Source organism: Thalassococcus profundi (genome assembly GCF_003344785.1).
Taxonomy (GTDB): Bacteria; Pseudomonadota; Alphaproteobacteria; order Rhodobacterales; family Rhodobacteraceae; genus Puniceibacterium; species Puniceibacterium profundi.
The window spans coordinates 48,002-61,458 of record NZ_QPMK01000019.1; the positions used below are offsets into that span (position 1 = coordinate 48,002).

A 13,457-nucleotide genomic window follows, 5' to 3' on the forward strand; every position below is an offset into this window, starting at 1 on the left:
CATGCTCATCGCTCTCATTGCCCGGGACAAGCCCGGCGCCCTGCACATCCGGCAGGAAAACCGCCCCGCCCATGTGGACTACCTCAAATCCGGCGACGCCGTGCAGCAGGCCGGCCCTCTGCTGGACGATGCCGGAGAGATGTGCGGTTCGCTGGTGATCCTCGACCTGCCCGACATGGACGCCGCCCGCGCCTGGGTCGACGGCGACCCGTACGGCAAGGCCGGCTTGTTCGACAGCGTCGAGCTGATCCCCTGGAACCGGGTGATCGGCTGATGGCGTACTGGCTCTTCAAATCCGAACCCTCGGTCTGGGGCTGGGACGACCAGGTGGCCAAGGGCGATGCGGGCGAGGAATGGGACGGCGTGCGCAATTACCAGGCGCGCAACTTCATGCGCGAGATGACCGTCGGCGACCTCGGCTTCTTCTACCACAGCCAGACCGAAAAGGCCGTGGTCGGCATCGTCGAGGTCATCGCCGAGGCGCATCCCGACAGCACCACGGAAGACGACCGATGGGAGTGCGTCGACATCAAGGCGGTGCGCCCCTTCACGCAGCCGGTGACGCTCGAGATGTGCAAGGGTGACGACCGGCTGTCCGGCATGGTGCTGATCAACAACTCGCGCCTTTCGGTGCAACCGGTGACCGAGGCGGAATGGCGCGTGGTCTGCGAACTGGGCCGGACGGAGCCGTAACCGGAAACTGGACGGAATCGCGCCGCGATGGCACGATCTTCGCGATTTCTGGACGGAGGGAAGTCATGGGAGTCTTATCGGTCTTCATCGCGGCCCTGGGCTGCTTTGCGGCGGGCGCAGCCTGGTACATGACCTTGTCCAAGGCATGGATCGCGGTGGTCGGCATTCCGGTCAATGCGGAGGGCAAACCGCAAGGTGCGGGATCAGCCACGCCTTTTATCATCGGCTTTGTCGCGGCGCTGCTGCTATCCGGCATGATGCGGCACGTCTTTGCGACGGCGGGCATCGACACCGCGGCCAAAGGGTTGGTGTCGGGGCTGGGCGTCGGGGTCTTCATCCTCGGGCCCTGGCTCTGCATGAACTACGCCTATGCGCAGCGGCCACGGATGCTGATGCTGATCGACGGCGGCTATGCGGTCCTCGGTCCGGCCGTGGCGGGGCTGATCCTCGGGATCGTTGCGTGATCGGTCGGCTGGGAAAGGGGGTCCGGCCAGTGCCGAAACCCCCGTCACCCCAGGCGCTCCCACAGCACCGGTCGTGAACTGAACATGGTTTCGGCCATCCTGGCGCGATGCAGGACGGATACCCGAGACGGGCCGCTAGCGCAAACCTCAAGCCCGTCGCATTCGACCGGCTTTATTAACCCATGAAACACAAAAGGCCCCCGCAGGGACCTTTCGCAGCGCGGAACATGTGGACAAGAATCAGCCGTAGACCGATTCCTTGCCGAAATGTTTGGTCAGCATGTAATAGATCACCGCGCGGTACTTGTTGCGCTCGGACTTTCCGTAGGTGTCGATGACCGAATGGATCGCGTCCATCAGCTGCGGTCCGTCCGCAAGGCCCAGCTTCTTGACCAGGAAATTGTCCTTGACCGTTTCAAGCTCGTGCTCCTGACCTGCCGCCACCGTCGACGCGTCGGCGTTGTAGATGGCCGGGCCGCAGCCGATCGTCACCTTGGTCAGCAGGTCCATGTCCGGCTCCATGCCGCACTTGCTGCGCAGATCCTCGGCATATTTCGCGATCAGTTCGTCTCGTTTTCCCATTTGGTCACTCCCTCTGATGCAGGCTCTGGCCTGTCATTGCGGTGCTACCCCGGTCCCCCCGAAGCATTGCCCGGGCATGGTGACCAGATGGCGAAAGGCTGACAATGGTAAATCGCGGAGCCTTTTCCCCTGCGCGGAAATCCTCTGCCGGTTGTGTCTGTCCCGGCACAGGCGGACGGTTTCAATGGGCCGCCGTCCCGACGGTATCCGACAGGACAAGCCAGGGCATCGGACCCGCCCGCGCAAAAATGGCGCGCCCGAAGGCGCGCCACGGCAGGAGGTGAAAGTGCGACGTGTTTACGACAGATCGCCGATGCGCAGATCGTCCGGCAGGCTCTCTGCTTCGCTCTCGTCGAACTCGGGTTGCTGCTCGAGATCCGCGCGGGTCATCGAAGACAGTTTGAGTTCGCCGTCGGCATTCAGCGAGAACTGATCGGCCGGCAGAGCCACCGTGTATTCGCCGAGGCCGAGGAAGCCGCCGATCCCGATCACGAAAGACACGCTGTCGCCCTGAGCGATCACATAGTCGACCTCACCGACATCTTCGTTGTCGACGCCCAGAACGCTGGTGCCAACCACTTGGCCCACGGTCATTTCGCTCAGGCTGGACGGTGCTTCGGCAGCTTCGCTTTCGGCTGCCATTTCGCTGCCCGCGTCCGGAGCCTCGGCTTCCATGTCGCTGCCGCCATCCGTCGTTGCCGGATCATCGGCAGCGGTGTCGGTGTCGGAGCCCATCCCACCGTCCGCCGAGTCGGTCTCCATGTCGGTCCCGGTGTCGGTTTCCGCGGTCGACTCCGTGGACATGCCGTCTTCGGTTTCCGTCTCGGCGGTCTCTCCGGTCGACATGTCGTCCTGAGCTTCGGTCTCTGCCGTCGTCTCGGTGGACGCACCGGTATCACCGTCCGATTGCTCCATTTCTTCCACGGCAGGCGCGTCGCCCTCGGTGGGTTGCGTGTTGGTGTCCTGGGCAACAGCACCCCCGGCGATGAGGGCTGCGATTGCGGTACCAAGCATCATGTCTTTCAGTGCCATTGGTCGTCTCCTTGTCTGTGTGACGTCTGACCAGATAAGCCGCAAAGGGTCATGGGGGTTTCCGCCCATGTGAAATTTTTCCTTGGAACCAACGGCTTGCGACCTTATCGCATTGAGATTCCGAGCGAATCCGACGATCTTTCAGGACAGGGAACGGAGAAAACCCGCTGCTTTCCGAGAAAGTTGACGTCCGGCGGTATCCGACGGCATGCAAATTCCGCTTCCAACGCTCGGATCGGCAGAAGGCCGCTCGATTCAAGGCGGAGTCGTCCCGGCGGGAACCGGCCAAGCGTCTAGCGACAAGTGCCGTAGCCGCGGTCCTGCAAGTGGAAGTGATCGCGGTGCAGGGCATTGTACTCGGGTCCGAGCGTGGTCCCGAACCACGTGCAGGCAGCGTCGCGAATGCGCCTCAGGAAATCCCCGTCCGGCCCGTCCCAGCCGTCCAAGAGGTCGATGCGCCGCCCGTCGGCCAGCGTCACGCCGCTGATGTCGATGGCGCTGGCGGTGGCATGGCTGCTCATCCGGCCGCCGCCGCCGTCCGGCGTTCGGATTTCGCGGCAGCTGTAACTCGAGAAATGGTGCAATCGGGCGACCTCCTGCCCGAAAGCGACGCGGGCGGCGGGTTGGATGCCATGTTCGACCCAGAGCGCCAGCCGCAGCGCGGTGGGGCAGGCCGTTTCGACCGGGCTGAGACGCAGGTCTTTGAACCCGCGCAGCGCCACCCGGTCCCGGATACCGCAAGTCTCGGACTGGTCCAGGTCGGGCATCGGGTCGATGGCCGCGCCGCCGTCCTGCAGGATCTCGACGCACATGTCCGACGTATCGAGCGCCCGGCGCAGCTTGAACCCCGTAACCGGCGTCACCGGATCGGCGATGCGCAGCGGTTCCCACAGGTTCCATTCGTCGGGCAGCGGCGTGTCCGGGTGGCGCACCAGCGCCTGCCCGAGATAGGCGACAGCGGCCAGCAGCAGAAGGAGTGCGACGCGGCGAAGCGCCCGGCGGCGCGGCGAGGGAGAGTCACTCATCCGCCAAAGATGGCCGGGCGCGGGCGCAATTCAACAAAAGGCGATTGTATATTTGACAAACCCAACTGAGACTCCTATATCTAACTCAACAAGTTAGAGGTATCCGCCATGTCCGTTCTCTCCGCCCCCTACATGCACGACGAAGCCGCAGCCTTTGCGCATGTTGAGGCGATGCTGTGGGCTGACGGCCCGGTCTGTCCGCACTGCGGCGTGGTGGATCGCGCTTACAAACTGGAGGGCGTTCGCACCAAACCGTCCAAGAAGAACCCGGAAGGCAAAGAGCGCCACGGCCTCTGGAAGTGCCGCGAGTGCCGCAAGCAGTTCACCGTCCGCAAAGGCACCATTTTTGAGGAAAGCCACCTGCCGCTGCACCTGTGGCTCCAGGCAATCCACCTGATGGTTTCCAGCAAGAAGGGCATCAGCAGCCACCAGCTTCACCGCGTTCTGGGCATCACCTACAAGTCCGCATGGTTCCTAACCCACCGCATCCGCGAGTGTATGCGTTCCGGCGCTCTAGCCCCGTTCGGCAGCGATGGCGGCACTGTTGAGGTTGACGAAACCTTCATCGGCACGAAGCACAAGAAGAGCAAGACAGCGCGCGGCTTCGCTCACAAGAACGCAATGCTGACCCTCGTGGACCGCGACACCAAGCGCGCCAAGTCCATCGTAGTCGATGATATCAAGAAGGACACGCTGGTCCCGATCCTGCGCGAGAATATCGCTAAGGAAGCCGTGATCTACACTGACGAGGCCAAGCAATACACGCGCCTTGCCGACGACTTTGCGGGCCACGATTTCACTACGCACAGCGCGGGCGAGTATGTGAAGCGCGAGAAGCCGCAGGTTCATACCAACACCGTCGAAGGTTTCTACAGCATCTTCAAACGCGGCATGAAGGGCGTGTACCAGCACTGCGGCAAGCAGCACCTGCATCGCTACGCTGCGGAATTCGACTTCCGTTACAATCACCGCGAGGCCAATGGCGTAAACGATGCCGAAAGGGCTTCTGCTGCACTATCTAGCGTAGCCGGGAAGAGACTTCTTTACCGGGACTCGTTGGGCGCGTAGAATCCGCGCCAAAGGCGCGGATTTTTGAACGCATGGCAACGAAAGATGACATCCCCACGGACTTGGCGCTTGAGATCGGAGACGATCTTGAGCCGCGCCGCTTTGTGGCAGCGTGCCGTGAGTTCTTCGGACTTACTGATGAGTTGGCGCAAGTGCCGCGAGAGGAAAGCGTCAATTGGCGCGTGAAGGTCCGGGAAGGGAGCAACATTGTTGCTCTTTCTGTCGGTGCGCAGAGCGACAGCAATGCGGTCAGCGCCGCACTACAGAGAATGTACGAGGGAGCCACAGCGCTTGTTGAAGGCGATTTCTCTGCACCCGTTTTGACCGAAAAGGCCATTCAACATGCCAAGAAGCTTTCTGATCTAACGAGAAGCGCTGGCCACATCACTCCGATGAGGTTTTGGCTATCCCGTCGCCCAATCGATTTTGGTCCGGAGGTTGGCGATCTCGTGCGGCAAGATGAGGCTAGTTCCTACAATGATTATGGAACTCTTGAGGGGACACTTCGGGCTATATCTGATCAGGCTGGGGGCTTAGAGATCAGGATTCAGGACCCCTTGTGGAAACGCGCAATCCCGTGCCGTGTAAGCGATGCGCAAATTGAACAAGCGATGGAAGCTTTCCGGCGGCGAGTAGAGGTCGCAGGTATCATCCATTACAACAGGCTTGGACGCCCCACATCCATTCGAATGGAAAGCTTGACGACGCTCCCTGAGGACAAAGATTTGCCGACAGCGGCGGACGTCAAAGGCTTATTTGCAGAACATGCCTGATCGCATTTACTGGGATAGCAATGCTTTTTTGGCGTGGTTGCAAAATGAGACTGATCGCGAGGCTGCGTGTCGTGATACGTTGGACGCTGCGCAAAGAGGTGAGTTCCTTATAATGACTTCGGCGCTGACGTTGGCGGAAGTGCTATGGCTGAAAGGCGCGCCCAAACTAACAGAAGACAAGGCTGATCTTCTCAACCGCTTTTTTAGACGGTCTTCATTGCGTGTCGTGAACCTTGACAGACGGATTGCGCAACGGGCGCAGCGTCTTGTGTGGGAAAGCGGGATTAGGCCAAAAGACTCAATTCACGTAGCAACGGCCCTACAATATGACTGCCCTGTGCTTGAGACCTTCGACAAGCCCCTCATATCCAAGGGGCTTGACCTTGAGGACATTGAAATTCGTGAGCCACAGCCAGCAGCACAAGGAACGCTTGGTGTCTGACGACAAGAAAACCCAGCTTGAACGCTTCAAGGAAGCCGCCCGCCAGCTAGAGACGGACGACGACGAAGAGCGTTTCAACGAGAAGCTTCGGAAGCTAGCGAAGCAAAAGCAGGGCGAAAAAGGGGGGGCTGGTCAGAATGACTAGATCTCAGAGGATCAGGGTGTCATTGGTCATGCAGGCAGCCCGGCTTATGCGTGTGCCAGTCTGCCTGCACCAAGAGTTCTTATCCGAACAGCGACCGCGCGAGAGTGTTCCCATCGAAAAGGTTCGCGAGTGTGGACGGATACTTCACTTCGCCCCTCGTGGCGTAGGTGCCATTAGAAGCATTGACGACTAGGATCGTATCACTCGAAGCAACTGACGATCCTAGGTAGATTGCAGTCGCGAGCGTTTGAGTGGATTTGGAAGACTTGATGATGATCAGTGACGTTGTCTCGTCCCAGGTCGTCGAGTTTTCCGCCTCACTTTTGATAGTATCAACAAGGGAAGCATAGCGATCCGCGTAAGTTCTATCGTTCGCAACGCGAAACGAGATTAGATAGGTAGCCATGTCGGCATCCTTTCGCAAAATGCGACGGATCGCCTTGACTTGCTTGAGTCCTCCCGCGTAGGATTTCTACACCTTATCCAGCTATCCGCAGCGACCCGTCCTGATAGGGTTGCGGAGATCGGAAAGTTCGCGCCGCCTTGGTTCCCGCCTTGGCGGCGCATCCGTTTCCAACCGTCCTGCACAGTCTCGATTCGTTCTTGTGGTGAGTCAAGAGCGCGCCACTATATATTGCGGTCATCAAGCGGGTTTGTCAAATATACAATCGCCCAACAAAAGGTCAGGCCAACCCAAGATCGGCACGCAACTGCGCCGCATCGACACCCCCCGCGGGCGCGCCCTCCTGCACGAGACGCGCCGCGAGCGCGACCAGACCCGCGTTCACAGGCGTCGGCACGCCCGCAAGACGCCCCAGCAGGACGATCTCGCCGTTGAGGTAATCGGTCTCGATCGACCCGAGCCCGCGCAACAGGCTCTGCGTGGTGGAGCCACCGACCCGCTCCACCCCTTCGATATCGGTGATCCGCAGGTGTTCGGCCCGGCGCGGGTCCTTCATGCTGACATCCGCAAAAGCGATGCCATGCGCGGCATAATCCGCCCTTGCCTCGTCGCGCGCCGCTTCGACCAGGTCGTCCTGGCCATGTCCCTTGCCCAGTGCCGCTTCGAGGATGTTGCCCAGGTTCATCAGCAGTTTGCCGTATTTGCTGGCCATCACGTCGTCCAGCACGAACCCCGCGATCAGGCTGCCGTCCAGCGCCTGCGCCAGCCGCGTGTCGTCGGCATCCTGTCCATGCGGATAGCGGCCGATGTCGAAGATGCCAAGTTTGGGTTCGGCATGCACGGCGATCTCTCCGGGCGTGAGAAAGCTCGCGGGGACCATGACCGTGACACCGTGCACGTTCGGAAACAGCCGCAGCGCCATGCGTTCGTTGGCCACCCCGTTCTGCAGGCAGAAGATCGGCTGGTCACGCAACCCCGCCGCGCGCAGATCCTCCAGCGCCGCGGCGGTGTCCTGCGTTTTCATGCACAGCAAAACGATGTCGTCGGGCCGCAGCCCCGCCTCGGCCACGCTGCCGACGCAGTCGAACCGGACCACCTTGTCCATCCGGGGCGTGCGTACCCGCAGGCCGCGCGCCCGGATCGCATTCAGTTGTGCGCCGCGCGCGATGCCGATGACCTCGATCCCGTTGAGGCTCAGCGCCGCGGCAACGGTGCCCCCGATGCCGCCGACGCCGAAGACCACCGCGCGCATGCGCTCAGTACCGGTAGTGTTCGGGCTTGAACGGTCCTTCGGGCGTCACACCGATATAGGCCGCCTGTTCTTCATCCAGCTTGGTCAGCTTCACACCGATGCGGTCCAGATGCAGCCGTGCGACCTTTTCGTCGAGGTGCTTGGGCAGGATGTAGACCTCGTTGGCGTATTGATCGCCCTTGGTCCACAGCTCGATCTGCGCCAGCACCTGGTTGGTAAAGCTGGCCGACATGACAAAGGACGGATGGCCGGTGGCATTGCCGAGGTTCAGCAGACGGCCTTCGGACAGCAGGATCAGACGATTGCCGTTCGGCATCTCGATCATGTCCACCTGGTCCTTGATGTTGGTCCACTTGTGGTTCTTGAGGCTCGCCACCTGGATTTCGTTGTCGAAGTGGCCGATGTTGCCGACGATCGCCATGTCCTTCATCTCGCGCATGTGCTCGATGCGGATCACGTCCTTGTTGCCGGTGGTGGTGATGAAGATGTCCGCGCTGTCCAGCACGTCCTCGAGCAGCACGACCTCGAACCCATCCATCGCCGCCTGAAGCGCGCAAATCGGGTCGACCTCGGTCACCTTCACGCGCGCCCCGGCGCCGCGCAGCGACGCCGCAGAGCCCTTGCCCACGTCGCCGTAACCGCAAACCACGGCGACCTTGCCCGCCATCATGGTATCGGTGGCGCGGCGGATGCCGTCAACGAGGCTTTCCTTGCAGCCGTACTTGTTGTCGAATTTCGACTTGGTGACGCTGTCGTTGACGTTGATCGCCGGGAACGGCAGCTGGCCCTTCTTGACCAGTTCGTAGAGACGATGCACCCCGGTCGTGGTTTCCTCGGACACACCCTTGATCGCGTCGCGGGTCTTGGTGAACCAGCCCGGCGTTTCCTTCATGCGCTTGGCGATCTGCTTCTTGATCACCTCTTCCTCTTCCGAGGACGGCACCGGGATGATGTCCTCGCCCGCCTCGGCGCGTGCGCCCAGCAGAACATAAAGCGTCGCATCGCCACCGTCGTCGAGGATCATGTTGGCGCCCTCGGGGAACTGGAACGACTTGTCGAGGTAATCCCAGTGCTCTTCGAGGCTCTGGCCCTTGACGGCAAAGACCGGAATGCCCGCCTCGGCGATGGCGGCGGCGGCATGGTCCTGAGTCGAGAAGATGTTGCACGATGCCCAGCGCACGTCCGCGCCCAGCGCCACCAACGTTTCGATCAGTACCGCGGTCTGGATCGTCATGTGCAGCGAGCCCACGATCCGGGCGCCCTTGAGCGGTTTGGAGTCGCCGAATTCCGTGCGGCAGGCCATGAGGCCCGGCATCTCGGTTTCGGCGATATCCAGCTCTTTGCGCCCGTAGGCGGCAAGGGCGATGTCCTTGACGATGTAATCCTGTGCCATTGCGGCTCTCCAAATGTTATTTCAGCATTGCGCGTACCATCCCTTGATTTGGCAGGCAACGTAGAACACAAAGGGTGCGCCCATAGGCGCGCAACGGACATTAATTTATGTGCAGGGAACGGACGCCGGTGACCACCCAGCCCGACATTCCCGCCAACCGATACGGGCGCTATTGCGTGCCCGCCGGGCTCGAGGACCGGCCTGCGGCCCGGGCGGTGCTGGCGGGTCAGGCCTACGAACCGGAGACGCTGCGCTTCATGCGCGCCCATGCGGGCGACGGCGATATCATCCACGCCGGCGCCTTCTTCGGCGATTTCATCCCGGCGCTCTCCACCGCTTTGACCCCCGGGGCGCGGCTTTGGGCGTTCGAGCCGAACCCGGGCAACTTCGCCTCGGCGCAGGAAACCGTGCGGCTCAACGATCTGCAGAACGTCACGCTGACCAATGCCGCGGTGTCGAACCAGCCCGACGAACTGCTGTTCCGCACCCGCGACAAGGACGGCAAATCCCTTGGCGGGCTCAGCCATTTCGTCACCGAACCCGGCGACGGGGTCGAAGCGGTGGCCGCGGCGATGCTGGATTTCGTCGTGCCGCTCGACCGCAAGGTGTCGATCCTGCAACTGGATGTCGAAGGCCATGAAAAACAGGCGATGCTGGGCGCCTACCACCTGGTCAACCGGTGGGCGCCGATCCTGATCCTGGAGTATTTCAACAAGCCCCAATGGATCGCCCGGCGCTTTCCCGGTCTGGGGTACCGCCACATCGGCAAGCTGCACGGCAACCACGTCTTCGCAGCCCGCGACATCACGCTCTGATCCGCCGCCTTGGTCCGGTCGTGCCACGTTTTGTGCGCAAACCGCCCATCTTCACACCGCAATTGCCTGTTTTAACCGTGTTCGACCGACGCACCTCGCGGCTTCGGAGAGCACCGGAAAGGGCAGGATCGCGCCATGAACCAGATCACTCTCGAACAGCCCGCCTGCAGTCCCCGGTTCGGATTCTCCATCGCGGAGAACGCCTACGGCCGGTATTGCATTCCGGACGCTTTCCGCAAACGCGACCTGCCGGACCTTTTGTGCTCCGGCGCGGTGTACGAACCCCGAACGCTGCATTTTTTGCGCCGCGCCCTGGACGAAACCGGCGGCGACATCGTGACCGGCGGCGCCTTCCTCGGCGATTTCCTCCCGGCGCTGCATGACCGGCTGGCCCCGGACGCGCGCATCCACAGCTTCGAACCGGCACCTCTGACCCATGCCGCCGCGTGCCACACCATCATTCTGAACGGTCTGGACCGCGTGACCCTGCCGAAAGTCGCCGTCGGTGCCCACGACGGCATCCTGCCGCTGCAGGTGATGCGGCGCGAGGGCGGCGCACCGCTGGCCGCAGCCGCGCGGATCGCGCCCGGCGGAGAAGGCAGCCATGTCGCCATGGTCAAGGCGATGCGCATCGACGACCTCGTCCCCGCCGGACGCCGGGTGACGATCCTGCAGCTCGACCTCGAAGGCTTCGAGCTCGAAGCGCTGAAGGGCGCGGCCGGTCTCATCGCCCGCAACCGCCCCATCCTCGTGCTCGACGAAAGCCGTGCCAATGCGCGCGAGGCCTATCTCGCGCACCTTTCGGACGCCTTCCCGCAGATCGGCTACCATGCCGCCGGGAGCACCGAGACCAACGTGATCCTGCTGCCCGAAGGCTAACGGCAGGCCAGGGTTTACAGCCTCGGGGACGGCGATTAACCCTTGCCGCCACGCAGACAAGGATCCCCGATGCCGCCCTCCCGCTCGCAACCCCGCGCCTGGCAACGCATGCTGTCGGGCCGCCGGCTCGACCTGCTCGACCCCACCCCCGTGGATATCGAGATCGAGGACATCGCCCACGGTCTGGCCTTCGTCGCGCGCTGGAACGGCCAGACCCGCGGCGACTATGCCTATTCGGTGGCCGAACATTCCCTGCTGGTCGAGGAACTCTTCCGCCGCCTGACCCCAGGTGCGCCGGTGAAATGGCAGCTGGCGGCGCTGCTGCACGATGCGCCCGAATACGTCATCGGCGACATGATCTCGCCGGTCAAGGCGGCGGTCGGCCCCGGCTACGGCGCGCTGGACGACCGGCTGACCGCCGCGATCCACCTGCGCTTCGGCTTGCCCGCGCAGATCCCCGCCACGGTCAAGAAACAGATCAAGCGCGCCGATCGGATCAGCGCCTGGATGGAGGCGACGCAGATCGCAGGCTTCGCCCCGGCCGAAGCCGACAGGTTCTTCGGCCATCCCGATCCGGCGCTGATGGAGAACCTCACCATCCTGCTTCGCCCGCCGGTGGAGACCCGCGCCGCCTTCACCGCCCGCCACGCCGACCTTATGGCCCGCCTGTGACGATCACGGTGCGCCGCGCCGGTCCGCTCGACACCCGCGAGATGGCCGAGATCCTGGCAGCCCTCATTGAGGACGGCGCCGCAACCGCGGTCAGCGGCCCGGTCAGCCGGGCGGACATCGCGGAATGGATGGCCTTCGATCCGGGCCGTTCTGCCTGGCATGTCGCCGAGAATGCAGCGGGACACATCCTCGGTTTCCAGTTCATCGAACCGAACCCGGCCCTGCCCGACGCCTGCTGCGACATCGCCAGCTACGTGCGTCCCGGACAGGGCGGCGTCGGCATCGGTTCGGCGCTCTTCGACGCCACCCGCCGCGCCGCCCGCGCCTTGGGCTATACGGCCATTGTGGCGGTTATCCGCGCCGACAATGCCGCAGGCCTCGCCTATTACCAAAGCCGGGGCTTCGAGGACTGGCAGACCTGGCACGACGCGCCGATCGCGCCGCGGATCGTGAAACGACACGACCTCTGACCGCGCCCGCCCCCTCTTCGGTTCACAATAACCCTCAGAGAGCACGAGAGACTGGTCTCTCGTATCGCCCGGCACGGGCCGATCCTACCGCGGCGACCGCTTCGCCAGGATGCGCTGCAGCGTGCGCCGGTGCATGTTCAGCCGGCGCGCCGTCTCGGACACGTTGCGGTCGCACAGCTCGTAGACCCGCTGGATATGCTCCCAACGCACCCGGTCGGCGCTCATCGGGTTTTCCGGCGGCGGCGGCGGATCGTCCGAGGTGGCCAGCAGCGCGTTGGTGATGTCGGTGGCATCGGCGGGCTTCGACAGATAATCCGTGGCACCGATCTTGACCGCGGCCACCGCCGTGGCGATGGCGCCGTAGCCGGTCAGCACGACGACCCGGCAATCGGGCCGCTTCTCGCGTAGCACCTCCACGACGTCAAGCCCGTTGCCGTCCTCGAGCCGCAGGTCAACGACCGCATAGGCCGGCGGACGCGCCGTCGCGATGGCAGAGCCGCCGGCAACGGAATCGGCGGTTTCGACCTCGAACCCGCGCTTTTCCATCGCCTTCGCCAGCCGCTTCAGGAACGGCTCGTCGTCATCCACCAGCAAAAGGCTCTTGTCCGCTCCCAGATCGACTGCTGCCCGGTCCGCCACGTCTCTCATCCTCATTCATTTGTCCCGCCAGAGGTAGTCCGTGCCGGCAGACCGGTCAAATGGTACGAACGTCACAGCTTGTCGACGAAGCAGGCGGTCCGTTCGGCCACCTGCTCTGCCGTCAGGTCGCGGCGGAAGTAGTCGGCAAAGCCATGATCCGGCAGCATCAGGTAGGTAAAGGTCGAATGATCGACGAGGTAGTACTCCGGATCCTCGTCGTCATGCGCCTGGTAAAAGGTGCGGTAGGCCTGGCTCGCCGCCTTAACCTGCTCGGCGCTGCCGGTCAGACCGACCATGTCCTCGTGCATGTTGGCGGCATAGCTGCCCACCACCTCGGGCGTGTCACGCTTGGGGTCGATCGAGATGAAGACCGGTGTGACCTCGTGCCCGGCCTCGGCCAGCAGGTCCACCGCTTCGGCATTGCGCGCGGTGTCGAGGGGGCAGACATCCGGGCAGAAGGTATAGCCGAAATAGACCAGCGACGGTTCGGTCAGCACATCGGCATCGGTCACTGTCTCGCCCTCGCCGTTGACCAGTTCGAACGGCCCGCCGATGCTCGCCGATCCGCCGGCGATCTGCCCGCCGCGGCACTCGGCGAAGACGTCGCCGCCGCCGCCCGGAGAGGTGACGTACCAGACGCCGCCCAACAGCGCCAGAACGGCCACCCCGGCAGAGATTGCAGCAGCCTGACCATGGCATTTTCCTTTCCG

General features: G+C 63.0%; 18 protein-coding genes. 11 read left to right on the forward strand and 7 right to left on the reverse strand.

Annotated features, from left to right (window positions below; translation table 11 throughout):
• Position 1 precedes the first annotated feature (1 nt).
• From DU478_RS19055 to DU478_RS19065, 3 genes are all read left to right on the forward strand, one after another.
• On the forward strand, positions 2-274 hold the full coding sequence (locus tag DU478_RS19055; RefSeq protein WP_114512547.1) for a YciI family protein: 273 nt from the start codon (positions 2-4) through the stop codon (positions 272-274).
• Entirely contained in the window at positions 274-693 is a 420-nt protein-coding gene (locus tag DU478_RS19060; RefSeq protein ID WP_114512548.1) for an EVE domain-containing protein, read from the forward strand. The genes DU478_RS19055 and DU478_RS19060 overlap by 1 nt, the downstream gene beginning before the upstream one ends.
• Positions 694-758: 65 nt before the next feature.
• Positions 759-1,157 carry a DUF1761 domain-containing protein gene (locus DU478_RS19065; RefSeq protein ID WP_114512549.1) on the forward strand — a complete coding sequence of 133 codons (399 nt, stop codon included), beginning with the start codon at positions 759-761 and terminating at the stop codon, positions 1,155-1,157.
• Between the two features lie 240 nt (positions 1,158-1,397).
• Here DU478_RS19065 and DU478_RS19070 read toward each other — a convergent pair whose 3' ends face one another.
• From DU478_RS19070 to DU478_RS19080, 3 genes are all read right to left on the reverse strand, one after another.
• On the reverse strand, positions 1,398-1,739 hold the full coding sequence (locus tag DU478_RS19070) for a DUF2853 family protein (RefSeq protein WP_114512550.1): 342 nt from the start codon (positions 1,737-1,739) through the stop codon (positions 1,398-1,400).
• Positions 1,740-2,036: 297 nt separating this feature from the next.
• On the reverse strand, positions 2,037-2,771 hold the full coding sequence (locus tag DU478_RS19075) for a hypothetical protein (RefSeq protein ID WP_114512551.1): 735 nt from the start codon (positions 2,769-2,771) through the stop codon (positions 2,037-2,039).
• 293 nt (positions 2,772-3,064) lie between these two features.
• Positions 3,065-3,796 carry an extensin-like domain-containing protein gene (locus DU478_RS19080; protein ID WP_114512552.1) on the reverse strand — a complete coding sequence of 244 codons (732 nt, stop codon included), beginning with the start codon at positions 3,794-3,796 and terminating at the stop codon, positions 3,065-3,067.
• Positions 3,797-3,904: 108 nt separating this feature from the next.
• On the opposite strand from DU478_RS19080, the gene DU478_RS19085 reads away from it, so the two are divergent.
• The 4 genes from DU478_RS19085 to DU478_RS23210 are packed head-to-tail and all read left to right on the forward strand — an operon-like array spanning position 3,905 to position 6,224.
• Complete coding sequence (locus DU478_RS19085; RefSeq protein WP_114512553.1) at positions 3,905-4,864, forward strand: IS1595 family transposase; 960 nt, start codon at positions 3,905-3,907, stop codon at positions 4,862-4,864.
• 32 nt (positions 4,865-4,896) lie between these two features.
• Positions 4,897-5,637: a hypothetical protein gene (locus DU478_RS19090; RefSeq protein ID WP_114512554.1), complete on the forward strand. Its 741-nt coding sequence runs from the start codon at positions 4,897-4,899 to the stop codon at positions 5,635-5,637.
• Entirely contained in the window at positions 5,630-6,079 is a 450-nt protein-coding gene (locus DU478_RS19095; protein WP_114512555.1) for a type II toxin-antitoxin system VapC family toxin, read from the forward strand. The genes DU478_RS19090 and DU478_RS19095 overlap by 8 nt, the downstream gene beginning before the upstream one ends.
• A complete protein-coding gene (locus DU478_RS23210) occupies positions 6,072-6,224 on the forward strand; it encodes a hypothetical protein (RefSeq protein WP_199488381.1) in 153 nt (50 codons plus the stop codon). The genes DU478_RS19095 and DU478_RS23210 overlap by 8 nt, the downstream gene beginning before the upstream one ends.
• 683 nt (positions 6,225-6,907) lie before the next feature.
• Here DU478_RS23210 and DU478_RS19105 read toward each other — a convergent pair.
• Together DU478_RS19105 and ahcY are read right to left on the reverse strand one after the other, a co-directional pair.
• A complete protein-coding gene (locus tag DU478_RS19105) occupies positions 6,908-7,879 on the reverse strand; it encodes a ketopantoate reductase family protein (RefSeq protein WP_114512557.1) in 972 nt (323 codons plus the stop codon).
• 4 nt (positions 7,880-7,883) lie between these two features.
• Complete coding sequence (gene ahcY, locus DU478_RS19110) at positions 7,884-9,272, reverse strand: adenosylhomocysteinase (protein WP_114512558.1); 1,389 nt, start codon at positions 9,270-9,272, stop codon at positions 7,884-7,886.
• Positions 9,273-9,400: 128 nt separating this feature from the next.
• On the opposite strand from ahcY, the gene DU478_RS19115 reads away from it, so the two are divergent.
• The 4 genes from DU478_RS19115 to DU478_RS19130 all read left to right on the forward strand — a co-directional run bounded on the left by DU478_RS19115 (position 9,401) and on the right by DU478_RS19130 (position 12,108).
• Complete coding sequence (locus DU478_RS19115) at positions 9,401-10,087, forward strand: FkbM family methyltransferase (RefSeq protein WP_158545816.1); 687 nt, start codon at positions 9,401-9,403, stop codon at positions 10,085-10,087.
• A 135-nt stretch (positions 10,088-10,222) separates the two neighbouring features.
• Complete coding sequence (locus tag DU478_RS19120) at positions 10,223-10,966, forward strand: FkbM family methyltransferase (protein WP_114512560.1); 744 nt, start codon at positions 10,223-10,225, stop codon at positions 10,964-10,966.
• Between the two features lie 69 nt (positions 10,967-11,035).
• Positions 11,036-11,638, forward strand: a complete 603-nt coding sequence (locus tag DU478_RS19125; RefSeq protein WP_114512561.1) for an HD domain-containing protein — start codon at positions 11,036-11,038, stop codon at positions 11,636-11,638.
• Positions 11,635-12,108, forward strand: coding sequence for a GNAT family N-acetyltransferase (locus DU478_RS19130; RefSeq protein WP_114512562.1), 474 nt, complete (start codon positions 11,635-11,637; stop codon positions 12,106-12,108). Before DU478_RS19125 ends, DU478_RS19130 begins: the two co-directional genes overlap by 4 nt.
• 84 nt (positions 12,109-12,192) lie before the next feature.
• Here DU478_RS19130 and DU478_RS19135 read toward each other — a convergent pair whose 3' ends face one another.
• Complete coding sequence (locus DU478_RS19135; RefSeq protein ID WP_114512563.1) at positions 12,193-12,756, reverse strand: ActR/PrrA/RegA family redox response regulator transcription factor; 564 nt, start codon at positions 12,754-12,756, stop codon at positions 12,193-12,195.
• Between the two features lie 62 nt (positions 12,757-12,818).
• Positions 12,819-13,412 carry an SCO family protein gene (locus DU478_RS19140; RefSeq protein WP_233501431.1) on the reverse strand — a complete coding sequence of 198 codons (594 nt, stop codon included), beginning with the start codon at positions 13,410-13,412 and terminating at the stop codon, positions 12,819-12,821.
• Positions 13,413-13,457: the final 45 nt, after the last annotated feature.